The organism is Mucilaginibacter sp. P2_A5, assembly GCF_056404995.1.
On the sequence record NZ_JBFUCY010000005.1, the window covers coordinates 221,493 to 245,772 of the forward strand.

14 protein-coding genes and 1 tRNA gene are annotated in these 24,280 nt (G+C 43.5%); 9 read left to right on the forward strand and 6 right to left on the reverse strand.

The window, feature by feature from the left end:
• The first annotated feature begins 12 nt into the window (after nt 1-12).
• Together AC1DXF_RS06275 and AC1DXF_RS06280 are read left to right on the forward strand one after the other, a co-directional pair.
• Nucleotides 13-1,983 carry a c-type cytochrome gene (locus tag AC1DXF_RS06275; RefSeq protein ID WP_477447233.1) on the forward strand — a complete coding sequence of 657 codons (1,971 nt, stop codon included), beginning with the start codon at nt 13-15 and terminating at the stop codon, nt 1,981-1,983.
• A gap of 31 nt (nt 1,984-2,014) precedes the next feature.
• Complete coding sequence (locus AC1DXF_RS06280) at nt 2,015-2,785, forward strand: 3-keto-disaccharide hydrolase (RefSeq protein ID WP_477447235.1); 771 nt, start codon at nt 2,015-2,017, stop codon at nt 2,783-2,785.
• 160 nt (nt 2,786-2,945) lie between these two features.
• Here the strand turns inward: AC1DXF_RS06280 and AC1DXF_RS06285 are convergent, their stop codons facing one another.
• The gene (locus AC1DXF_RS06285) at nt 2,946-3,752 is read right to left on the reverse strand and encodes a phytanoyl-CoA dioxygenase family protein (protein ID WP_477447237.1); all 807 of its coding nucleotides are present in this window, start codon (nt 3,750-3,752) and stop codon (nt 2,946-2,948) included.
• A 257-nt stretch (nt 3,753-4,009) separates the two neighbouring features.
• Nucleotides 4,010-4,786, reverse strand: coding sequence for an SDR family NAD(P)-dependent oxidoreductase (locus tag AC1DXF_RS06290; protein WP_477447239.1), 777 nt, complete (start codon nt 4,784-4,786; stop codon nt 4,010-4,012).
• Between the two features lie 236 nt (nt 4,787-5,022).
• Between AC1DXF_RS06290 and AC1DXF_RS06295 the strand changes: the two genes are divergently transcribed.
• On the forward strand, nt 5,023-6,222 hold the full coding sequence (locus tag AC1DXF_RS06295) for a hypothetical protein (protein ID WP_477447241.1): 1,200 nt from the start codon (nt 5,023-5,025) through the stop codon (nt 6,220-6,222).
• 59 nt (nt 6,223-6,281) lie between these two features.
• Here the strand turns inward: AC1DXF_RS06295 and AC1DXF_RS06300 are convergent.
• A tRNA-Gly gene (locus AC1DXF_RS06300) sits at nt 6,282-6,354 on the reverse strand.
• A gap of 370 nt (nt 6,355-6,724) precedes the next feature.
• Entirely contained in the window at nt 6,725-9,001 is a 2,277-nt protein-coding gene (gene katG, locus AC1DXF_RS06305) for a catalase/peroxidase HPI (protein WP_477447243.1), read from the reverse strand.
• A gap of 250 nt (nt 9,002-9,251) precedes the next feature.
• On the opposite strand from katG, the gene AC1DXF_RS06310 reads away from it, so the two are divergent.
• Both AC1DXF_RS06310 and AC1DXF_RS06315 read left to right on the forward strand, forming a co-directional pair.
• Entirely contained in the window at nt 9,252-10,256 is a 1,005-nt protein-coding gene (locus AC1DXF_RS06310) for an FAD:protein FMN transferase (protein WP_477447245.1), read from the forward strand.
• A 12-nt stretch (nt 10,257-10,268) separates the two neighbouring features.
• Nucleotides 10,269-11,468 carry a Gfo/Idh/MocA family protein gene (locus tag AC1DXF_RS06315; RefSeq protein ID WP_477447247.1) on the forward strand — a complete coding sequence of 400 codons (1,200 nt, stop codon included), beginning with the start codon at nt 10,269-10,271 and terminating at the stop codon, nt 11,466-11,468.
• Nucleotides 11,469-11,583: 115 nt separating this feature from the next.
• On the opposite strand, the gene AC1DXF_RS06320 is transcribed toward AC1DXF_RS06315, so the two are convergent.
• Nucleotides 11,584-12,213 (reverse strand): response regulator, encoded by a 630-nt coding sequence (locus AC1DXF_RS06320; protein ID WP_477447249.1) that lies wholly within the window; start codon nt 12,211-12,213, stop codon nt 11,584-11,586.
• A 7-nt stretch (nt 12,214-12,220) separates the two neighbouring features.
• Complete coding sequence (locus AC1DXF_RS06325) at nt 12,221-14,386, reverse strand: tetratricopeptide repeat protein (RefSeq protein WP_477447251.1); 2,166 nt, start codon at nt 14,384-14,386, stop codon at nt 12,221-12,223.
• 337 nt (nt 14,387-14,723) lie between these two features.
• Here AC1DXF_RS06325 and AC1DXF_RS06330 point away from each other — a divergent pair, with 337 nt between their 5' ends.
• From AC1DXF_RS06330 to AC1DXF_RS06345, 4 genes are all read left to right on the forward strand, one after another.
• A complete protein-coding gene (locus tag AC1DXF_RS06330; protein WP_477447253.1) occupies nt 14,724-16,307 on the forward strand; it encodes an IPT/TIG domain-containing protein in 1,584 nt (527 codons plus the stop codon).
• A 262-nt stretch (nt 16,308-16,569) separates the two neighbouring features.
• Nucleotides 16,570-18,858 carry a glycosyl hydrolase family 95 catalytic domain-containing protein gene (locus tag AC1DXF_RS06335; RefSeq protein ID WP_477447255.1) on the forward strand — a complete coding sequence of 763 codons (2,289 nt, stop codon included), beginning with the start codon at nt 16,570-16,572 and terminating at the stop codon, nt 18,856-18,858.
• A gap of 906 nt (nt 18,859-19,764) precedes the next feature.
• Nucleotides 19,765-22,749, forward strand: coding sequence for a TonB-dependent receptor (locus tag AC1DXF_RS06340; RefSeq protein WP_477447257.1), 2,985 nt, complete (start codon nt 19,765-19,767; stop codon nt 22,747-22,749).
• A 75-nt stretch (nt 22,750-22,824) separates the two neighbouring features.
• Nucleotides 22,825-24,216, forward strand: a complete 1,392-nt coding sequence (locus tag AC1DXF_RS06345) for a hypothetical protein (RefSeq protein ID WP_477447259.1) — start codon at nt 22,825-22,827, stop codon at nt 24,214-24,216.
• Nucleotides 24,217-24,280: the final 64 nt, after the last annotated feature.

The window sequence follows — 24,280 nt, forward strand, 5'->3', positions numbered from 1 at the left end:
GCAGCCGTCATCATGAAATACACATTAAAACAAATGATAAACAGGGCCGGCTTATTTACTACACTGATAGTTGGCGCGCTGTTAAGCAATACACAACACACCCTGGCCCAGGCAGAATCGCCTAAAGAGGATGATTTTTTTAAGATCATGAAAGTGCCTGCACCCGAAGGTACTATACTGGAAGTGGGCGGTTTATGCACCCTGCCCAACGGAACTTTGGCGGTAACCACCCGCAGGGGCGATATTTTTATGGTAGAAAACCCTACCGGCCAGCACCCGTACTTCAGGAAATTTGCATCGGGCCTGCACGAGGTATTGGGCGCTGCCTGGAAAGATGGCGCTTTATACGTAGTACAACGCGGTGAGCTGACCAAACTGCAGGATACCAATATGGATGGCAAGGCCGATTTGTTTGAAACCATTTACGCCTGGCCATTATCGGGCAATTACCATGAGTATAGCTTTGGGCCAAAACTGGCGCCTGACGGCTCTTTCTTTGTAACCTTAAACCTGGGTTTCCCGCCAGATTGGTGGCACCCTAAAAGTTTTGTGCCATACAGGGGCTGGGCTTTAAATATTAAAGAGGATGGTACTGTTACCCCATGGGCGGCAGGTTTCCGCTCGCCATGCGGTATTAGTATGATTGACGGCGAACTGTGGTATAGCGATAACCAGGGCGACTGGGTAGGATCGGGCAGTATTATGAAGGTAGAAAAAGGCGCATTTATGGGGCATCCGGCAAGCCTGGTTTGGACGAGTTTGCCAAACTCGCCATTAAAACTAACGCCCGAACAGTTCTTCGCTAAAAACAATCCGAGGATTGAGTTTGATAAAAATGGCCAACCTTTTAAACCACAGGATATCGTCAACGAAAAATTCAGGACAGAATTTGAAGTGAAGAAAGAAATCCCAGAGCTAACGCTGCCTACCGTTTGGTTACCCCATGGGATATTGGGCATATCAAATTCCGAAATTGTAAAAATACCGGAAGATGCTTTTGGCCCCTTTGCAGGCCAGTTGTTGGTGTGCGACCAGGGGCAAAGCATGATCGACAGGATCTTTTTAGAAAAAGTGAACGGCCAATACCAGGGCGCCGCCTGGGCTTTCCGCAGCGGTTTTCAATCGGGTATTGTAAGGCTGGCCTGGCTGCCCGACGGCTCATTGGCCGCCGGCGAAACCAACCGCGGCTGGGGGTCAGCGGGCGAGGCCACCATGGGCTTGCAACGTTTGGTGTGGAACAACAAAATTCCATTCGAAATGCGCGCCATCCGTGCCATGCCCGATGGTTTTGAAATTGAATTTACCAAGCCGGTTGACAAGAAGGTGGCAGAAGATTTAGCTTCTTACTCGGTAGAAAGTTACATTTATAAGTACCAGGGTGTGTATGGCAGCCCGCCGGTAAATACCCAAAAATGTTCTATTGCAGGTGTTAAAGTATCTGAAGACGGACTGAAGGCCCGGTTAATTGTAAACAACCTGCGCCGGTACTATATCCATACCATTACGTTGGATGGGGTGCGCGATAAGGAGAATTATTTTAACCTGGTTCACCCAACAGCGTATTACACCCTCAACAATATCCCCGAAGGACAAAAACTTTCAATGACTGGGGTTAGCACCATCAATTCGGCCAAAACGGTAAAATCGGTAGCGGCTGCAGGTGCTAAAAAAGGTGCCTTAACCAAGGGTGTGGGTGCAAAAGCATTGGCAATGGTAAACGCGGTGCCAACCTATGAGCAGGTGAAACCATTGTTGATGAAGAACACCTGCCTGTCATGCCATAACGCTAATAAACGCCAGGTTGGCCCGGCTTATGTGGATGTGGCTAAGAAGAAATACAGTGTAAACGAACTGGTTCAACTGATACACAATCCAAAACCAGAACATTGGCCCGATTATTCAACACCGATGCCGCCGATGCCACAGGTGCCTAAAGAAGAGGCCCGCAAAATTGCGCTCTGGATTAATTCACTGGCTAAATAAATTTATTAAAGCAAATCATTAATAGTTTAAAATGAAACACGTTATTATATTATCAGCTTTATTAGCTGCTTCGACAATAGCTGCGAATGCGCAGCAAAAAGGAAAACCAGAGGATACAGAATATTGGTCGCCGGTACCAACGGTGGTAACTCCCGGCCAAAAAATGGGCGAAGCCCCATCTGATGCCATTGTTTTGTTCGACGGTAAAAACCTGGACGAGTGGGTAGCCCTTAACGATTCTGCATCGGCCCATAAATGGACGGTTGCTGATAAAATTATTACGGTTGATAAAAGCGCGGGCGATATCCGCACTAAAAGAAAATTCACAGATTTTCAGCTGCACATTGAGTACCGCATACCATCTAATATTACCGGCGGCGGCCAGGGGCGTGGCAACAGCGGTATTTTCCTGGCTGCCCTGCCATGGGGTGCGGGCGGTTACGAGTTACAGGTATTGGACAATTATAAAAACGCAACCTATGTAAACGGCCAGGCTGGCAGTATGTACAAACAATCGCCGCCATTGGTAAATGCATGCCGCAAGCCCGGCGAGTGGCAATATTATGATGTAATTTGGACAGCCCCGCGGTTTAATGATGACGGTACGTTAAAATCGGCAGCACGCGCTACGGTTTTACATAATGGCGTGTTGGTACAAAACAATACTATCCTGAAAGGAGACACCCCTTACATCGGTCAGCCCGAATACCGTAAGCATGGCGCCGAGCCTATTAAACTACAGGCCCATGGCGATAAAAGCGAACCGATAAGCTATCGCAATATCTGGGTGAGGGAACTTTAAAAGCAGCAGGTTTAAATAGCGCAAGGTGTTTGCTTTTAGTTAATGGTATTTCGTACATAAACTTTAGCAAGCACCTTGTTGTTAATGAAGTTTTTAAATACGGTTAACTTTCCTGTGCGGATAAGGTAACCGGTGAGCAAGGCTATCAGCATAATTTAATTTATTTAACAATACCTGCAAAACGCTGATAAAAAGCGGTTGGACTATCAGCATTTTTTGGTTCGAATTTACCCGCGATGATGGGTATGTATATTACCCTACGCCTGCTTGCTTCGCCAATTATAGTTGATTGTGCTACCCGGTGCCATAAGCGGCCATCGTGTATAGTCAGGTCTCCGGCATTTGGTGTAATTGCTACCTCACTTTCATCAGTATCATGGTCCAGGAAATACTTTTTACGGAAAAGCATCTGGTAAAGGTTTTGCCTGTGGGTGCCGGGTAAAATGCGCAAGCCACCATTTTCGGGTTTCAAAGTGCTTAAATGGATCCCTACATTCAACATCGGGTTTAAACGCTGCCCCTGAAAAATATCGCGCAAGCCATCGGTATGCCAGCCCATTTTGGTAAAACTGCTTTCGGGGCCGTTAACATAATGATTAAAAACCATTCCGTCTTTTTCTTCGGTGCCCAGCCTTGCGCCATCGCCAATAAGGTTTAACAATACCCGGAACCTTGGGTCCTGGCTAAATTCATTCAGCACCGTATGGTGTTGGTTTATAAACGCGAAGCGCTGCACAATTGGCGAACCATCCAAATCCTTGCCATATTTGACCGGGACGCCGTTTATCTTTTCAATTTTATTATCTATCCATTTTTGCTGTACCTGTTCGGATGCCTTTATAATATCGGCCACGGTTTCGGGTTTAATAAAATTGGTAAAATGGATGAAACCATGCTGGTTAAAAAAAGCCTGTTGTTCGGCCGTAATTGTTGTGCCTAAGGTGAATTTTTGATATACCGCTGCCATAAAAATGGGGAGTTAAAATAATGGATAATTAATGCTGAAATGGATAACTGCTTTATGCAGCTATTAAGTAAGGGGGGCTGGGCCGGTGAAAATTAACAACAACAGCTACACATCACCCTTTTTAAGGAGGGCATTCGCATGGAGGATGCAAAGGTAATATGTTGTGTTTTATTCAATGTATATAATGTCTATGTATATTATAGACTGTGCAAATGTAAATAAATTGTTTAATCAAACAAATTTTCCTGAAAATATTTTTATCGCTTGTATAAACCTGCTGTTACGCGTTCAATAAAGCGTTTGGGGCTGTGCCTGGCCGCTGTTGTCGATAGCTTATTTAAAAAGCCGGGTACAATTTCGGCTTTGTTAGCAAACATACCGGCAATGCCAATGGCCGCAACATCATCAGGGTTCATGTTAAATTTGGCTGCCAGTTCGGCTATGGCATCCATCCCTGCACGGTGCACAAAATTGGTATCAGTAGGGCCAGGGCACAGGCAACTTACAGACACCGAAGTATTTTTTAACTCATAACGCAGGGCCCTGGTAAATGATAAAACGAATGCTTTGGAAGCTGCGTAAATAGCCATGGTAGGTACGGCCTGGTAGGCCGCGGTGCTGCACACATTAAGTATATAGGCTTGTTGCTGTAATTTTAAAAACGGAATAAAATAATGCGATAATTCAACAACGGCATCTATATTAACCCTCGTCATGGCCATTTGGCCTGGTAACGGCAGTTCATCAAAGTTACCCCACTGCCCGTAGCCTGCATTATTTACCAGTATGGATATAGGTATGGCTAAACCGGTATACCAGGCTGCTATCTCTGCCGCCGCACCTGCGTTTGACAGGTCGGCCGCGTGATAATGCACATCGACGTGGTGGGCCGATGTGATAGCTGCGGATAAAGTATTTAATTCGGCCTCTGACCGGGCAACAAGCAATAAATTATAACCTTTTTGTGCCAATAAAAAAGCTATCGACTTGCCAATACCTTTACTTGCGCCGGTTACTAAAGCATATTTTTTCATCCTGTAATTGTCATTTTAAACCAAAATCCAAAAAACGCCGCAAGTTAAAATAAATACTCTACTAAATTTGTAGACTATTTAAAATGTTATTACGTTTGTAACGGATATGAAAAACAAACCCACATGTTTTAATTTTTTAGATTGTAGCAGCAACTATTGTTGTTGCAGGTAAGCAAGCCGCATATACCGTTTACCACTAAATTACGTTAATACAATATCCATCTAAGCTCCTTTTCATGAATAGCCATCGCATAACGCATTTTTTGAAAGCGTTTATTATCATAGGTTATCTTTTATATAGCATGTCGGCTCATGCCCAGTTGTCTGCCGCGGTGCATTTTAAACCAAAGCCTATAGATACATTGTCGGGCAGCACAGCTGATTACGACGTTAAAAAAAATTTGCTGCCGACCGAAAGCAAAGCATCTGCGTTAGCAAACAAAACACGGATAGCTGCCGAAGGCAACATTAATTTCCTGGAAAATATGGAAACACATTTAAGCAGCCGCCAGGAGCGCAAGGCATTGATGGGCTATTTAAAGGAATTTTCTACTGTTGGTAACGAAGTAAATTATAACAGGTCGCGGGTAAAGATTTACTATAAACTGGCTAATGTATTTGCCCGGTTACGCATGTACCCGCTTGCGATGAAATGTTTTTTTAAGACGATGCAGTATAAAAAAGGCCAACAAGCGCCTGATTTGAAAATAAAGCCTTTAGCTGATTCGGTATCGGCAGATACGCTAAGCGTTGATTCAAGCCTTAGCACACGTTTCCTGGCTATTAATGCAAAAGACGATTCGTTATTTGTAAACGATCCGAAACCTTTAGCATTAAATGATAAGTCCGAAGAGAAAAGCAAGGCTGTTACATACCAGCGCATCGTAAACACTTTTAATGATGGTAAAAAAGCGGTTGCCTATGCGCTGTTATTTCATGTGAAACAGCCGGTACCCGGTAGGCCAAGGATATTTAAGATAGTTAACACCGGCCATACTTTTATCACGCTTATAAAATATAATACCGATTCAACTTCGGTTTCCATATCGTTTGGATTTTATCCTCAAAAAGATAACCTGTTTTCGGCAACGCCGCTTGATCCTTCCTGCTCGGGCACGTTTAAGAACGATAACGGGCATAACTGGGACGAAGTGATGGGTAAGTTTATCTCCAAAAAAAGGTTTGATAAAATACTGCTGCTCACCAAAAGCTACGATGGGCTTGAATATCATTTATCTAAAAACAACTGCACCGATTTTGCGATTAAAGCGGCTTCATACGCGGGATTTGGTGTATCCAATACAAAAGGATCCTGGCCCCTGGGTCGCGGGAGTAACCCCGCCGTAACCGGGCAAAGTATTATAGCAGGTGGTGTTTATAATACCGAAGGCAAAGATGACCTTTTTATCGATTTTGATGCCGCGCTAAACAAATAGGGGCGCCTAAATAGGATTAAGTAAAAAAGCCCCTCTTTTTTTAAAAGAAGGGCTTTTTGAGCGAAAGACGAGATTCGAACTCGCGACCCCGACCTTGGCAAGGTCGTGCTCTACCAACTGAGCTACTTTCGCATTAGTATAGGCTCTCATTAATAATGAAACCCGATACGCAAGTACCAGGTTTGTGTTGCAAAGATATAGATTTTGAATCAGTTTGTCAACGATCTGGAATTGCTATTTTGCTTAACCGCATAAAATCAACGATTTAAAAAAAATGGGGACGGAGAACTTTATCCGGCCGTTTTATCAGCCTTTTTTTATCCGTTAAAGTTGGTAATTTTCCCTTGTTGCAAATAGGGGTGGAGTTATCTCAACATCAGTCAATTAAAAAGGCACCGTGGTCCGGTGCCTCTGTTTTTATAATACTACATAATTAGGGAGCATCTACTTAATCCTTCTTGACAGATCAAGGAGAATGAACCCAAAGTGGCCGGTAATTTACCTATACACTTAAATCAAATCTGTCCAGGTTCATCACTTTGGTCCACGCGGCAACAAAATCGTTCACAAACCTGTCTGTGGCATCGGCGCTTCCGTACACTTCGGCCACAGCTCTCAGTTCTGAATTTGAACCAAAAACAAGGTCTGCACGGGTTCCTGTCCATTTTACTTCGCCGGTGGCGCGGTTGCTACCTACGTAAACTTCCCTGTCAATAGAGGCCGCTTTCCAGGCCGTGCCCATATCAAGCAGGTTTACAAAGAAATCGTTGCTGAGCACACCCGGACGTGAAGTGAAAACACCATGCTTGGAGCCATCAAAATTGGTGTCCAATACCCGCAACCCGCCAACAAGCGCTGTTAGCTCGGGTGCTGTCATGGTAAGTAATTGCGCTTTATCTATCAATAATTCTTCGGTAGATACCGGTACTTTTGATGTACGATAGTTGCGGAACCCATCGGCAGCAGGCTCCAGGTAACCGAATGATTCCACATCGGTTTGTTCCTGCGAGGCATCCATACGGCCGGGGGTAAAAGAAACGGTGATGGCGTGTCCTGCGTCGTTGGCAGCTTTTTCAACCGCGGCGCAACCTGCCAGTACGATCAAATCGGCCAGCGATACTTTTTTGCCATCAGCCTGGGTCGTGTTAAATTCGTTTTGAATACCCTCAAGTACGTTTAACACTTTTTGTAATTGCACCGGATTGTTTGCCTGCCAGTACCTTTGCGGGGCAAGGCGTATGCGGGCACCATTGGCGCCGCCGCGCTTATCCGAGCCACGGAAGGTTGAAGCAGACGCCCATGCTGTAGAAACCAGTTCGGGCACGCTTAAGCCCGATCCTAATACTTTTGCTTTTAGGGCTGCAATATCATTTTCGGTTATCAGTACATGGTCAACTGCCGGAATAGGGTCTTGCCAAAGCAATTCTTCCTGTGGCACCTCTGGCCCCAGGTAGCGGGCGATAGGGCCCATATCGCGGTGCGTCAATTTAAACCATGCGCGGGCGAAAGCATCAGCAAATGCATCCGGGTTTTCTAAAAAGCGTCTTGATATTTTTTCATAAGCCGGGTCGAACCTCAAAGCGAGGTCGGTAGTGAGCATTGCAGGCTTATGTTTTTTCGCACCGTCATAAGCATCCGGAATAATGGCCTCATCCGTTTTCGCAACCCATTGTTGCGCGCCGCCCGGGCTTTTTGTAAGTTCCCATTCAAAGCCAAATAAGTTTTCAAAGAAATTATTACTCCATTGGGTTGGTGTTTTGGTCCAGGTTACTTCCAGTCCGCTGGTAATGGTATCCGCGCCCTTGCCGGCACCATAGCTATTGCTCCAGCCAAAGCCCTGACTTTCAATATCGACAGCTTCAGGCTCTTTGCCTACATGGTCGGGCGTTGCGGCGCCATGGGTTTTGCCAAAGCTATGGCCTCCGGCAATTAGTGCAACGGTTTCTTCATCGTTCATGGCCATGCGGCCAAATGTATCGCGGGTGTCTTTGGCTGCCATCACAGGATCCGGGTTACCATCTGGTCCTTCGGGGTTCACATAAATGAGCCCCATTTGTACAGCTGCCAATGGTTTTTCCAGGTTACGGGAATGGACGTCGCCATCGGCATCATCTTCCGATACCAATACGCCATGCCCATCAACACCCGGCGAACCATGCGCATAACGCAAATCTCCACCCAGCCAGGTAGTTTCAGAACCCCAATATACCGATTCGTCTGCTTCCCATACATCTTCACGGCCGCCGGCAAAACCAAAAGTTTTAAAACCCATTGATTCCAGTGCCACATTACCGGTAAGGATCATAAGGTCGGCCCATGAAATTTTGCGGCCATATTTTTGTTTGATGGGCCAAAGCAACCTACGGGCTTTGTCAAGGCTTACATTATCGGGCCAGCTGTTAAGCGGTGCAAAACGTTGTAGTCCCGCGCCTGCACCTCCACGTCCGTCGCCCACACGGTAGGTTCCGGCGCTGTGCCAGGCCATGCGTATAAACAAGCCGCCGTAATGACCAAAGTCTGCCGGCCACCAGTCCTGCGAGTCGGTCATAAGTGCGTTAAGGTCGTTTTTTACTGCTGCAAGGTCAAGGCTTTTAAACGCTTCGGCATAATTAAAATCATCACCCATCGGGTTTGATAAAGAAGAGTGCTGACGCAGGATACTCAGCTTTAGCTGATTAGGCCACCAGTCGCGGTTCCGGGTGCCGCCACCGCCAACATTGTGCTTCATAGTGCCGTTGTGAAACGGACATTTACTGATGTCATTTGATTCTCTTTCCATAGTTATAAGTTTATATATTGAACGCTTGCACCTATTATAATTGTGCGGCAATATAAAAGTAGGACATTGAGTTAAACAATCCCAATCGATTAATTCTATGTTAAATAGTTAAAAGCTATTGGGGGCGGCATATTCCGGGGAAGCCAGGATATATTGTAGAATTAAAAAGTATAGATGTTCAGTTTTTTGAAGCTTATTTCAGGCGGAGAAGTAAAAAAGCCATTGATTTCTTACATTTGGCTATCTGACTATGAAAAAGAATTTATTGCCGGGCACTGTTTTTTTGGTGTTGTTACTCTGCGCTTTCGGGCAGCGACAACTACCCCGCCGGTTCGAACTGAAAGGATATGCGCAGGGTACTACCTACAGTATAGTGTATTACGCACCGGATAGCCTGGTAAGCCTAGGCCAAACCGACAGCCTGTTGCAACGGTTTGATCGTTCGGTATCCCTTTACCAGCCCAATTCGCTCATCTGCCGGTTTAACCGTTCTGCAAAGGGTATCCGGATTGATGAAACTTTCAGGGTGCTGGTCAAAAGAGTGTTGCAGATAAGCCAGGCAACCGGGGGGCTTGTAGATCCAACGGTAAAACCGTTGGTTGACGCCTGGGGATTTGGTGTGGTGAAAGCCGCGCGTGACCCTGACAAAGAAGAGGTGAAAAATTTGTTACGCGATGTGGGTGCGGGTAAGATTGGCCTGAAGGGTGATTTTTTGTATAAAACAAAGCCCGGTGTACAACTGGATCTTAACGGTATTGCCCAGGGTTATTCGGTGGATTTGCTGGCATCGTTATTGGAGCGCCACCACATTCACAACTACCTGGTTGAACTGGGTGGCGAGTTGCGCGTTAAAGGCCGCAAACCCGGCAACGGGCCATTCAAGGTAGGCATCGAAGGTATCAGCGGCGATGACCTGGACCCGGCGCCCATGCGTAAAGTGATAGCGCCCGGGGATGGCGCCATCACTACCTCCGGTAATTACCGGAAGCATCACGCGGCCGGCGGCAAACAGATCTCGCACCTGATGAACCCGCTAACGGGTTACCCCGTGCAGAATGAATTGATCAGCGTTACGGTATACGCCAGGGATGCCATAACTGCCGATGGCTATGATAACGGTTTTATGGCGATGGGGCTGAAACGGACCCTGAACTTTTTATCGAAACGGAAGGATATGGGGGCTTATATTGTATACCGGAGGCCCGATGGTCTTATTGCAGATACAACAGCCAATTTTTTTAAAGGATATAAATAATAAACTGAAAAGATGGAGAGAAGAACTTTCTTGAAAAATACAGGTATGCTCACCGGCGGTCTGTTCCTTGGTAATAAGCTGAACGCCCTGCAGGCGACAGGTGATCCGGTAAAGATAGCGGTGATTGGCTGCGGTGACCGTGGTACCGGTATTATGAACATTCTTAATGGGATGCCCGGCCAGTTTCGTATTACCTCGGTTTGCGATGTGCTTGATTTCAGGCTGGCATCGGCACAAAAGCTGAGCAAAACGGGTGCACTAAAAACTTATACCGATTACCACAAACTATTGGAGGATAAAGAAGTGGAAGCGGTCATCGTTGCTGTGCCGTTACACCTTCATTATTCTATAGGAGCCGATGTTATCCGTTCGGGCAGGCATTTATACCTGGAAAAAACGATGACCTACACCATTGAACAGGCGCTTGAGCTGGTGGGGCTGATGAAGGGCCGCAGTAACCAGGTGTTGCAAGTGGGCCATCAGTACCGTTATTCTCCTTTATATTACCGGGTTAAAGAGATGATTAATAAGGGCTACCTGGGCAAGGTGACGCAGGTAGACTGCCGCTGGGACCGCAATGGCAGCTGGCGCCGCCCGGTTCCCAATCCGGCCCTGGAACGGGCCATCAACTGGCGGATGTACAAAGAATATTCGGGCGGACTGGCGGCCGAACTGCTTTCGCACCAGATAGATTTTATTAACTGGGCTTTTGATACCCATCCGCAGGAGTTTTTTGCAACGGGCGGGATAGATGTTTTTAAAGACGGCCGTGAAACGTATGATAACGTTCAGCTGATGCTGCGTTACCCGGACCAGGGCCTGATTGGCAATTTCGGCGCGATGTGCGGCAATGCGCATGACGGATATCTTTTTAAGATAAAAGGTACATTGGGCACAGTTTCCCTGCTGACCGACCAAGGGATGTTTTACCCGGAAAAAAAGCTGCTGAGTGATAAAGGAACTATTGACGGCGTAACAGGAGCTACCCGCATTGTGTGGAACAAGGAAGGAGGGACGCCGATTTTGCCCGAACCTACCAAAGACGGAACCTGGTACGCGTTCAACGATTTCTATCAAAAGATCCAGCATAAGGAACTGCCGGATAGCAATGTATTTACCGGGGCCCGGACAGCTATCAGCGTGCACCTGGCTAACCAGGCCTTATACAGCAAGACGATCTGTAGCTGGGATAATAGCTATAAGATTGGCTGAAGACAAGTTTTGTGATTGATGTTGTGCCGGGCAAACGGTTTCACTTTACTGTTTTTATTTTGCTGAACAACGCTCGCAGAAAAATGGCGAAGGGGAAGCAACATTAGCTGATAAATTAGATGATTTTGCGCTCGTAAGCATATTTAAGAAGGCCTACCACCGTTTGGGTATTTGTTTTTCTGAAAATGTTTTTGCGATGGGTTTCAATCGTCCGTTCGCTGATAAACAATAAATGTGCAATTTGCTTATTGCTGTATTCGCGTTCTATCATCCTGATGATCTCAATCTCGCGGTCGGTAAGGTGATTGCCTTCCTGGTTATCTTTATAGGCTTTAACCAGTTGTTTGGTAATATCGGCAGTGAAATAGTTGCCGCCGCCAGCTATCTTTTTAAGCGCCTCTTCAAGTTCCTGCGTACCCGTGTTTTTGAGGATAAAGCCCGATACGCCTGCATCTATCATTTCGCTCACTATCATGCTATCGCCAAACATTGATAAGGCAAGCACCTTAATATCTGGGTATTGCTTGCGGATGTAACGGGTAAGTTCAACACCGCTCATACCGGGCATACTTACATCTGTAAGTAAAATATCGACGGGTGTTTCTTTAAGAAGGCTGAGTGCCTTTTCGGGGTCGTTGCTAACACCGGCTATCCTGAAGCCGGGGATGCTATTAATAAGCAAACTTAAGCCATCTATCACCATCTGGTGGTCATCAACAATAAATATTTTATATATGGTCGCCATGATCAATTTAGGTTAAAGGTACATAAATAGCCACCAGTGTACCCTTACCCGGCGCCGATGAAAAATCAACAGTGCCTTTAAGATAGGCTAACCGGGTAATAATGTTTTTTAAACCTATGCCTTCAAAACTTTCTTTCTTATCTGTATTAAATCCTTTACCGTTATCTTCAACCATCGCGCTCACGCCACCTTCATCACGATCAAGCTGAATATCCAGCCGGGTGGCATCGGCATGCTTTATTACGTTGTTAACACATTCCTGTAAAACGCGGTACAGTACAATTTCGGTGTTACTATCTAAGCGCTCGTTAAGGCCCGATGTTTCTACAGTAACTTTCAGTTTATCGGCATCTATTTTGGTCACAAAATTTTTCACCGCGCTCGCCAGCCCTGTTTTTAAAAGGATATTAGGCATCATTTGATGGGCTATGGTGCGTACCTCTTTACAGCTCTCATCAACAAGGGCCATTGTTTTATCGGCTAAAACAGCATCTTCGGCTTTGCTGATGTCAATACGGCCCAATAAGCTGGCTAAGTTTAACCTAACTACAGAAAAAGTTTGCCCCACGCCATCGTGCAGATCGGCGGCTATGCGTTTACGCTCGCGCTCTTCGGCCTCGATGATACCTTTTGATGCTATGGCTTGCTGATGAATAACTTCGGCCTGCAAACGGGTCTCTTGTTTTAACTTATAGCGGTTGTAAAATAGGCCGGCTAATAGTAATACCATCAATAACGAGCCGCTCACTATGCCTATCGTTGTGTTGCGTTTTTGAATAGCAAGTTTTTGAATTTTATTTTGCTTGTTCAACAGCTTTATCTGTTGTTGTTTGCGCTCTGCCTCTAACTTTTTCTGTGTTAAAAGTGCCTGTTTTTTATCAATATCCAGCTTTTGATTGGCTATATGCAGCTTGTCTTGTTCCAGCAACAATTGCTGGTTATCAACCTGCAGCTTACTTTGTACCAGTTTGAGTTGTTGAATGGCGGATTGATGGTTCAATACTTCTATCTGCTTTTCTTTTTTTTCGGTTTCATATTTGGTTTGCAGTTCGTTTATTGTTTTTGAATTGGCGTCATTAAATAAGGTATCGGTAGCTTTATGAAACTTTTGCAGGTAATCATAAGCTTTGTTAAGATCGTTTTTGTTTTTATATAACTCCGACAGCTCATTATAAATGCGCGTCCGCTCTTTCAATAATCCACTTTTGTTGCTGATGTTAAGGGCTTCTAAATAAACATCTTCGGCTTTTGTATATTCCTTGATCTTACTATATGCTTCGCCTAATTTTATCAGGGATTTTACGATGCCTGGTTTTTTGCCGATTTCCCTGCGTCGGGCCAGGGCTTTTAAGCTATATTCAATAGCTTTTGGATAATTGCCCTGCTGATACTCCATTTCGCCCAGGTTGCTGTATGCTGTAGCTATTGCCGTTGGATAATTAACTTTAGACGCATATAAAATTGCATTGTCAAAATTAATTTGGGCTGTTTTAAAATCATCCTGGTCAAGGGCTATACCTGCAATATTGTTATATGCAGTGGCCATGCTTGCATAATTATTTGTTTTTGTGTGTAGCCGCAGCGCATTTTGCGCGTATTGTAAAGCAAGTTTGTAGTTTTTTTGATCCCAATAAATTACACAAATATTAGTGGATAGCTTTGCCTGTATTACTTCATCAGTATATTTTTCTGCTACGGTTATCGCTTTGATATAATTGTCGAGGGCTGGTGTGTAATTGCCTTGCTCGTAGTAAATGATGCCTATGCTATTGTAGGTAGCTGATAATAAAGGATCATTTATTTCCTGCCGGATCTTTAATGCTTTTTTGTGGTATTCAAAAGCCTTTTCGTAATTATCAAGACTATACCATGTGCCGCCCAGGTTGTTATAGGCCTTTGCAATACGTTTTTGATCGGTGGTTTTTTGGTAGTAGTTTAAAGCTTCGGTAAAATATTTTAGCGCATCTTTATATTTGTCTTTGGCATCATTTATCAGGCCGAGCATATTGAAAGCGTCGCCCAGCACACCATATAATTTAGTTTGCCTGGCCGAAAGGATAACACTATTGGCAATGGAGTAAGCGCTATCGGGCTTTGTTTTCCTTATTTCGTCGGCCAATTTTAGTTGCTTTTCATACTCAGATGTTGTGTTGGGCATTACCCTTTGTGCCATTAAGCAATAAGGGATTAAAAGTATAAGTATCAAAACACATAGCCTCATTTTGATTGGATAATTTAGTTTAATTATTAGGGAATTGGCAATTTAAATATGCTTGTTTTTTTTGAATTTAATATGATCTGTAAAACATCAATCGGTGTCGCAATTTGGCTAATGTAAAAACAATAGGCAATGCCGTGTTTAGGGTATGTTTAAATGCCCGCAAATGGGTACGCGGCAGGGCTGATGAACAAACTACCTGTGCTACAGTACGTATAAAAAGATACCCTGTTAACGGTATTTCGGCCCAGGAGAGCGATTCGCAATTTTGGAGACACTAAGATCTCACAAAATGAAAAAAATCAAACTCCCACCGGCAGCATACATTTTTGTGTGTTTGTTGTTTTGCACCATGGTATCGTCATGCAAAAAAGATCAGTCAGGAACCACGCAAACCGACGCAGTTCCAACCGTAACCAGTATAAGCCCCAAAAAACCACAACCCGGCGATGTGGTAACCATTACAGGAAAAGGTTTTGGAAGTGTTTTAACGGATATTAAAGTAACTATCGGCACACAGGTAATCCCCATAACTACGGCGAGCGACACCCAAATAAAATTTACGCTGCCTGCTAATATCACCACAGGCGACCTTGCCTTAGCGATAAAGAATATCATTGCCACAAACAAAGATCCGCAGGGCGCTACCATTACCCCTCAGCCCGCACCGGTTACTGCTGTTACCGTGCTGTCAATAAGCCCGGCACAAGCAAAAGTTGGGGATGTGGTAACCGTTTTAGGTACAGGGTTTAGCGCTACCGTTGCCGACAATGTTTTTAAGTTTAACGGGGCAACGGCGGTTATCCAAGGCGTTTTACTTGGCAGTATGCAGGTTGTAGTGCCCACCGGGGCCACAACAGGGCTGGTTACCTTGAGTGTAAAAGGAGGGGCTGCCGTTACTGGTCCGCAATTTACGCTTGATGCTACTACTGCCGGTAATAATGTTGACTATATTAATGTAATGAGTGGCACAGTGAAATTTAGCAAGGTTGCCACGGCGAATAATGATATCTGCGATATTTTTGTTGATAAGAACACCAATATCCTTTACTACTCTGACTATTACTATTTAGGCCCGAGCGCCGGAAATACAATTTACAAAATGAACCTGAGCGGCGGTAGCCCAGGCAAATTAACTACCGACGCGCGTATTACCAACATCCAGTTTATCACTACCGACGCGGCCGGGAATATTTTCGCGCTGAAATACCAGGATAATGGCATTCAAAAAGCTACGATCTATAAAATATCGGCAGATGGCATTACGATAACCGAAATTAAGAAAGACATCCCGTTATATGGAGATGCCGCAAAACATTTGTATGTTGATTCGCAAGGTACAGTATGGCTTGGCCACAGCAATAAACTGGATGCAACAAACAATTATGTGTATGTGAGCAGCCATAACGCCAACAGTGCAGTCGACGGGCCATTGTATAAAGGCGACCAGGCATATGTTGCCAACTATTCTACTTACAATATTATATTTAAAACCCTGAACCTGGTAAGTGGCGCCAACGCGGCTACCGACTTTACTTTGCAAAGCCTGTTTACACAGGACGACAATAAAATAACTACCAATGGCGACGGCCCACGGCTATGCACTTACGCGATAGATGGCAGCGAAAATTTATATGCTTTATATCCGCTATCTTACCAAAGCGGGCAATTAACCCAAACCTACATCATTCGTAAAACCAAAAATGGTAGCGGGGCAAGTTCGCTGATCACAAAATTTAACACCAAATATTCGGGAACGAATAACATTATCGAACCACAAGGCTTGTTACGTACAAAACCGGTAATGGCGGCTGATAACAGTGGTAACTTGTATTTAAAATACAACTCGAAAGAGATCATCAAAATAGCTCAATAGCTAATTAACTTGATATGCGGATCAGGACGGGGTAGTACCTCGTCCTGATTTTGTTTTTGGGGTAAAACATAAGTAACCCATCGTGCTACTTACATTGCATAGGCAAGATATTAGCTATTTAATCACCCATTTTGTCATATACGCATAAAAGCTGCTGAATGAATAAAGCTTTTATTAATTTCAGTCATTATAAACCCGTAGCCTGCTTTAGTTTAATACCAAAATTGTAGTGTATGAAAAGTAATCCTGTTTCTCGCCGGGCATGAAATTAATAAAAACAATAATTATCCTCCTGCTGGTTTGCCCCACGCAAAGCTATGCCCAGTCTGTTTATGCCGGGCGTTATAAAGCAATATTTACTCAGGCACCCAAACAAACGCCCACCTCAAAAACACCTGATGCACCGCTTGCCGGTAACGGGGATATCGGCCTGACGATGGGCGGCAGTCCCGAAAACTTATGTTTCTTTTTAGGTAAAAATGATTTCTGGCGGGCATACCCGGTATATCCTGGCGGCGGTATTGCTTTGCCGGGCGGGTTAACTATTGGTATTGATGCGCTAAAAGGCGCTACCTATTACGCCGAGCAAATACAGGACAAGGCTGTTATTAAAGCATCTTTTAAAAAAAACGGGCTCACGGTTACTCTTAATACCTGGGTAGCAGCAAAAAACAATATGATGATAGCCGAATTTTCGGCCAATAAAGCCTGTCGCTTAAAGCTAAATCTATGGTCGACTAAAGGTAATACGGCTGTTAACCATGCCGGTAAAACCGGCGATGTGATTTGGGTAAGCCGTTCTTTTGAAAATACTCCCATGCTGGAGTGGCCCTCGCATGTAATATTGGCCATGAAGGTATTAGGCGCTGAACTGAAAAATGATGGAACGGTTACACTACTGCCAAATCAAAAAGCAACCATTTCAGTTATCATGTACACCAACCATGATCGTAAGGACTGGAAGGATGCCGCTATTAACGAGGCCCGGTTATTAACACCGGGGCAGATAGGGAAGATACACACCGTACATAAGCAATGGTGGAAAAACTTTTGGGCCCGTTCAAATATAAAAATTGGGGATACGGTGCTTGAAAAATACTATTATGCTTCTCAATACCTGTTTGCATGTACCACGCGGGGAAATAAATTTGCTCCCGGTATATGGGGACCCTTCATTACCCGCGACTCAACCGCATGGGGTGGGGATTATCACCTGAATTATAATTATGAAGCCCCTTTCTGGGCGGCTTATTCATCCAATTACATTGATCTGGTTGATAATTATGACCAGCCCTTGCTGGATTACATGAAGACGGGCAAATTCCATGCACAGGACCTGCTTCACATCAATGGCATCTATTACCCGGTTGGCATCGGGCCAAAAGGCTTATGTACCACGCGCTGGCCGCTTACTCCAGATGAAATGGAAAAACGGTATGGCTCTCGGGAAGATACTATCGATCATGGCTATAAATTCCTGGGGCAAAAAATCAATGCCGTTTTTGGCGCAGGCAACATGCTGATGCGTTTTTATACCACCTATGATGCCGATTATGCCAGGCGGATATACCCTTACCTGTTACAGTGCGCTAACTTTTGGGAAGAGTATTTGAAGCTGGAAAATGGCCGTTATGTGATCTATAATGATCATTTTGGCGAGGTAATGCCTAACCTTAAAAATAAAGGGCAATGGCGTAACCAGCTGGGCGATTTTAACTCCACACTTTCATTAGGCTTGGTGAAAATGCTTTTTAAGGGAGCGATAGATGTTAGCAGCTTTTTAAAGATACATGAAAACCGGCAGGCTAAATGGCGGGATATCCGCAATCGCATCAGCGATTTCCCCCTTGGAGAAACTAATGGCAGAATTGCCCTGAAAAACGCGGAGAAAAGCCCTTCAGCGTGGGTGAGCCGTGTGGATGGATTGTCGCGCGTGTCCATTCATGGGCTAATATTGCCAGGTGGTATTGCGGGGCCAATAAGTACGCCAAAGCTTAATAAAATATTGCTTAGTGATATATCCCATTGGAAAGATAGGGCAGAAAGCCCGGCAGACTGGGGTAATACCCTGGGCAATGGGATAGAAACTTGCTTCCCCGGAGCAGTACGTGCAGGATATAACCCCGATGAGATTCTATATTATTTGAAAGCCCGTATTGCCGCGCAATCATTACCTAACCTGTGGATCACTCAAAGCGGAGGCGGCACCGAAACCCTTGCTGCCATACCGCTCACCATTAATGAAATGCTGTTGCAAAGCTATGAAGGCGTAGTACGGTTATTCCCAAATTGGAACCACGCTAAAGACGCAAGTTTTGATAAACTCAGGGCTTATGGCGCATTTGTGATCAGCAGTAAATTAAAAAACGGGAAAGTGGAATATGTTAGCCTGCTTAGCGAAAAAGGCAGAAACTGTACCATAGAAAACCCCTGGCCGGATCAAAAAGTGCACCTGATTCGCAACAGAAAAAATGCTGAGACACTTACGGGCAAAACATTTACTTTTAACACAAGCGAAAACGAAAAAATAATTTTGAAAGCTGCGGATTAGGTTTTTAAATGCTATGTATTCCAAAAAAAATGTTCGACCAATGTTCCGTCCAATAAAAAGGCGATTAGTGTCTTTTACCTGATCGCCTTTTTTTCAAGTACTCAGAGCGGGAATTGAGCCCTATTTATAAATCACTAAATTATAGTAAGTTATGAATTGTAAAAGATCATTCAACGATTTATACGACACTATATTTAGCCATTAATCGTTGTACTACAACTATACGAAACGATTGATCTTAGAAAAGTTGGAAATTGTTTTTTAGTGGGGCCGGTACTGACGCAGGAACCAGCTTTGCAAAGAGCTGTTACGTTATTTCAGTTCCTGATGCGCATACATTGTCAATCACCGATATTCCTTTGTTAAAAATGAATTTGGTCTGGCTTACCAAACCGGGTTTATCATTTACCCTAAAGGGAAGCGCATCACGCGGGGAAATGAAACCTGCCGCGCTTCTCTTACTACCGTTTTTTATATTTAACCTACAATTGAAGGCTCAGGATCGTCGAATGATCCGGCAATCGTCATGAACTCCATAAGCGAGGATACCAACTAATTCCAGAATCTCTAATTAGCCACGCTCGCCGATTTATTTAGCGTTTTAAGATAAAGCACCGTTTTGCTAAACTTTACAATGGCATAATTTCATTTTTATACCTGCCCTTATTCGGCTAATAATTAAGGATATAACTAATGTTTTCTTAATAGTGTATTGATAATGTAATCACTTCGTTACAGTTACTTTGTGCTGCCTGACAGGAGCTTAAACACCTGCAAAATATGTTGTAGCTAAATAGTCGGCAAAATAATATAACTATTATCACAAAGTTCTCTATGCCCAATTTTTACATTTCAAGCTTATTTAAAAAAATTAATAAATATGCTCTGCTCATTACAGGTATTTTAATGTTACCTGTATTGGGAATGGCTGCCGGTGTGGATGTTTCCCTTACTCCAAAAACCTTTGCAACAGGAAAAATTGCCGGTAAAGTTGTTGATGAAAAGGGCGAATCAATTCCCGGTGCTACGGTAAAAATTGCCGGCCAAACAATTGGCGGTCAAACCAGCATTGACGGTAGCTTTTCTATAACTTTAAATCCCGGTACTTATACAGTCGAAATCAGTTTTCTATCATATCAAACCAAACGTGTAAGCGAAGTGGTTGTAAAATCGGGTGAGGTTACAACGCTTTCGGTTTCCCTGAAGCCATCGCGTAATGATCTTAAAGAGGTTGTAATTACCTCAAGTTACAAGAAATCATCGGCAGAAGGAGTTTATACCAGGCAAAAAAATGCGCCCAGCATTACAAACGGCATCTCGGCCGAGCAAATTGCAAAAACCCCCGACGCTAACCTTGGGCAGTCGCTTAAACGAATAAGCGGACTTAGCACCTTTGATAACAAGTATGTTATAGTAAGGGGTATTTCTGAAAGATATAATGTTGCCACCCTTGATGGTACCCCCCTGCCAAGTACAGATTATTCAAGAAGAAATTTCTCTTTTGATGTAATCCCCTCAGAGATGATTGAGAGTGTTACTGTATACAAAACAGTTACCCCCGATTTGCCGGTTGGCTTTGCCGGTGGTATGGTACAGATAAACACAAGGGATATACCCACAAAAAACTTTATTAGTTTTTCACTTGGCACTGGCTTTAATGATCAGTCAACCGGTAAAGACTTTATTTCTACCAAAAGAGGCAAGTATGATTACTTTGGTTTTGATGACGGGACCCGTAAAATGGCGGGCTACTTTGCAGTTACTACGGGTAAAACAGAAGCAAGCCCCGGACAACCACCTGTTCCATTCACTAATGATGATATAGCCTTTAGTAAGCAGTTTACAAACAACTGGGGTTTGTACAAATATAAAGCGCAACCTAATCAAAATTATACATTTACAATAGGCCAATCTTATACGCTCAAAAATCCGGATAACAGGTTTGGTTTTATTGCATCATTAAACTATCGTAACACACAAACCATAACAAATGTTATAAATCAAAGGGGGCTTTTCAGTATAGGATTAAATCCTAATTATCCCAAATTTGATGAAGATCATCCTTCGGGATTTGGTAAGGTTTACAATTTTAATACAACTTATGGCGGGCTGTTTAATATCGGTTTTAAAAGTAAAAATCACTCTATCGGTTTAAGGAATACTTACACACGTATTTTTTCTAATGTTTTAACTGATCTTTTTGGTTACGATAATGACAGGGGCGGTGTACTTCTCGATCCCGATGTTGCACCTTCAACAGAACGTATCACTACCGAGCCTGATTTTTTAGGCCTGTTACAAAATAAACTGCAAGGTGAGCACCGTTTAGGAAAATTTAAAGTTAACTGGGATGTTAGCCGTACCAATATCAATCGTAAAAGAAAAGATTTATTAAGGCGGCAGCTATTCAACGATAATCAGGTATATGGTAATTATTTTCACGACGAGGTAAATAATTCGACTACAGCTGTTGGGATATTTCCTTTATCCAGGCAAGGATTTAATGTAGATGAAACTGATTATAACTGGTCAGCATCTGCTTCAAGGCAATTTGGTAAAGATAACCACACCAGTGTTTTAAAAGCAGGATATATCGGCATCAGAAAAAAACAACAGAACAACTTTATAACGGCTTATTTAACAGCAGGTCCGCATACTCCTGTTGATGCCCCGCTTTTATATAAGCTCAATATCCAGGATGCGCATATCCCATCTAATTTCGGCGATTCGGCCTTGGTATACCAGGTTTACGGCTATGGTTACAATAGCTACCAGGGTGCATCAAACGCGCATACCGGGTATTTAATGCTCGATCAGAAAATTGGGCCAAAACTTAGGTTTGTAGGAGGGGTACGTGCCGAATATTTTAAGCTCCAGCTGAATAATGATGGGTTTACCACAGCTAATAAACTTTTAAATACTACAGATTCATTAATACGCACCGATGCGGATAAGGCCTGGACTATTTTGCCATCGGGGAATTTAACCTATGCGATAAGCGATGAGGTGAATTTACGGGCAGCCTATTCACAAAGTATAGTAAGGCCGGAGTTTAACGAGCGTTCACTTTCAAGCAATTATAATTCGGAATTAAATGCCGATATAACAGGCAGCCTCATCGTAAGTACCAAAACCAGCAGCTATGATTTAAGAGCAGAATGGTACCCCGGTGCCGGTGAGATATTATCTATAGGGGGCTTTTACAAGTACCTGGATAAGCCCCTTGAGCTGGTACAGCGCACGCAAAGTTTATACTACTATAATAATAGTAAGTGGGCAAAAGATTACGGTATTGAAACGGAGGTTAGGAAACGCCTTGGGTTTATTAACGAAAACCTGCCGATACTCGATAAGATCACGGTTTTTGGAAATGCAACCTATATACAATCAAAGGTTTTAGGATTACTATTTGATAAGATAGCCCCGGTGCCTAACCAGCCAGGTAAGCTGATGCTTACTTTTAAAGAAGCACTACAAACCAGGCCGCTTTATGGGCAAACACCATTCCTGCTTAACGCCGGCGTGCAGTTTGATGGCGACATATTGGGCTTAAGCATTGTTCATAACCATACAGGCCGCAAATTTTACCTGCTGACCGAAAATTTAAATAACAACGAATTTGAGGCTCCCTACGATCAAACGGATGTACAGCTTAGTGCCAACATATTTAACAAGAAGGGGAAAATCCGTTTTAATGTTTCAAACCTTTTTAACAGTACCAATTTTTACTATGATGGTGTTGTAAGTTATCAGAATGTTGATCCGGGCAATCCAAACTCAGGAAAAAAACTAAAATCGGGCTATACCGATGGCTTTGAAAAAGACGACAACGTGACCTTTTCACGTAAAACCGGACGCACTTTTACCTTATCACTTAATTATACTTTCTAAACACAATCAATTCAGAAACAAGCAAATTAAAAACTATACCTGCAAACAAAAAAAAAATCAATTATCAAATTTCACATGAAAAAATTTCTAATCTTAGGAGCTGCCGTGGCAACATTTGCAATGAGCAGCTGTAAAAAAGAATCAGCATCAACTGCTGCTGATTCTTCATCAGATAGCTTCGGTGCTGTAAATACCAAAGCTGCTGATTATGCAGAGAGCTCACTTCCAAAAGATACCCTCTCTGGTAACATTTCAGTTAACACAACTTTGTCTAAAAACAAAGTTCACGTTTTGAAAGGTATTGTTGCTATTGACAATGCTACATTAACTATTGAGGCCGGAACCGTAATAGTTGGTATGGTAGATGCAAACAACAAACCAGGTACCTTGGTTATCTGTCGTCATGGCGTTCTTAACGCTATAGGTACAGTTTCATCTCCAATTATTTTCACAAGTAAAAACTTAGTAGATGGTAACACATTTACTACAGCTCAGCCAGGCGATTTTGGTGGTGTTGTGCTTTTAGGCCAGGCCCCAGTAAACGTTGCCAACAAAACTATCGAAGGTTTAGATGCTATCGAACCATTTGACAACAAATACGGTGGTGCTGTTCCAACTCACTCTTCAGGTACTTTAAAATATGTACGTATCGAGTATGCCGGTTATATCCTGTCTGCAGGCAACGAGCTTAATGGCTTAACTTGCGGTGGTGTTGGTAACGGTACTTCACTTGATCATATTGAAGTAGCTTATGGTAAAGATGATTCATTCGAATTCTTCGGTGGAACTGTTAATGCTTCATACCTTGTGTCATTGGCACCAGATGATGATAACTTTGACTTTGATAATGGTTTCGTAGGTACTTTACAATATTGTTTAGCAGTTGGCGATATCTATGCTACACACAGCGCAAGCGGTGCTAACAGCGATTCAAATGGTATCGAATCTGATAACAACGCTCCTGCAGAGGATGCGACTTTCTCTTTGCTTCCAAAAACCCACCCAATTCTTAAAAACATGACCATCATCGGTGCTAATGCTACCGGTTCATGGGCTGCTCCTGGTTACTTGTACGCTGCACGTATCAGAAGGGGTTCTGAAATGGAAATCTCTAACTCAATTTTTATGGGTTACCCAGAAGGTATTAACTTTGATGCAACTACGAAAGATTTTGTAACAAGCAACGTTACTAAAATCCAGAACAACGTTATTACTGGTTTCTCTCTTGCTGTTAATCCAACTACATTAAATACAACAATTGATGCCAATGGTAACAAAAGAAACGTATTTGCCACAAACAGCAATGGTTTTGCTAGGATAGCTCAACCTTACTTAAATAACACTAAATCATACCTAAACGTAATCCCTACCAGTGCTTCTCCTGCAACTGCCGGTGGTTGGGGTGCATTTAACAACACAAGCCGTCCACAATGGTTTAACACCAGCTGGACTAAATATTATTTTTAATCGAAAACGGTTACTTACTAATATCGTTTGCTTGTTCAGAGAAATCTACGCCTTAAAAATACAA

Coding starts and splice junctions, on each gene's coding strand:
- AC1DXF_RS06275 (WP_477447233.1), top strand. CDS start 13: ATGAAATACACATTAAAACAAATGATAAACAGGGCCGGCTTATTTACT.
- AC1DXF_RS06280 (WP_477447235.1), top strand. CDS start 2,015: ATGAAACACGTTATTATATTATCAGCTTTATTAGCTGCTTCGACAATA.
- AC1DXF_RS06285 (WP_477447237.1), bottom strand. CDS start 3,752: ATGGCAGCGGTATATCAAAAATTCACCTTAGGCACAACAATTACGGCC.
- AC1DXF_RS06290 (WP_477447239.1), bottom strand. CDS start 4,786: ATGAAAAAATATGCTTTAGTAACCGGCGCAAGTAAAGGTATTGGCAAG.
- AC1DXF_RS06295 (WP_477447241.1), top strand. CDS start 5,023: ATGAATAGCCATCGCATAACGCATTTTTTGAAAGCGTTTATTATCATA.
- katG (WP_477447243.1), bottom strand. CDS start 9,001: ATGGAAAGAGAATCAAATGACATCAGTAAATGTCCGTTTCACAACGGC.
- AC1DXF_RS06310 (WP_477447245.1), top strand. CDS start 9,252: ATGAAAAAGAATTTATTGCCGGGCACTGTTTTTTTGGTGTTGTTACTC.
- AC1DXF_RS06315 (WP_477447247.1), top strand. CDS start 10,269: ATGGAGAGAAGAACTTTCTTGAAAAATACAGGTATGCTCACCGGCGGT.
- AC1DXF_RS06320 (WP_477447249.1), bottom strand. CDS start 12,213: ATGGCGACCATATATAAAATATTTATTGTTGATGACCACCAGATGGTG.
- AC1DXF_RS06325 (WP_477447251.1), bottom strand. CDS start 14,386: ATGGCACAAAGGGTAATGCCCAACACAACATCTGAGTATGAAAAGCAA.
- AC1DXF_RS06330 (WP_477447253.1), top strand. CDS start 14,724: ATGAAAAAAATCAAACTCCCACCGGCAGCATACATTTTTGTGTGTTTG.
- AC1DXF_RS06335 (WP_477447255.1), top strand. CDS start 16,570: ATGAAATTAATAAAAACAATAATTATCCTCCTGCTGGTTTGCCCCACG.
- AC1DXF_RS06340 (WP_477447257.1), top strand. CDS start 19,765: ATGTTACCTGTATTGGGAATGGCTGCCGGTGTGGATGTTTCCCTTACT.
- AC1DXF_RS06345 (WP_477447259.1), top strand. CDS start 22,825: ATGAAAAAATTTCTAATCTTAGGAGCTGCCGTGGCAACATTTGCAATG.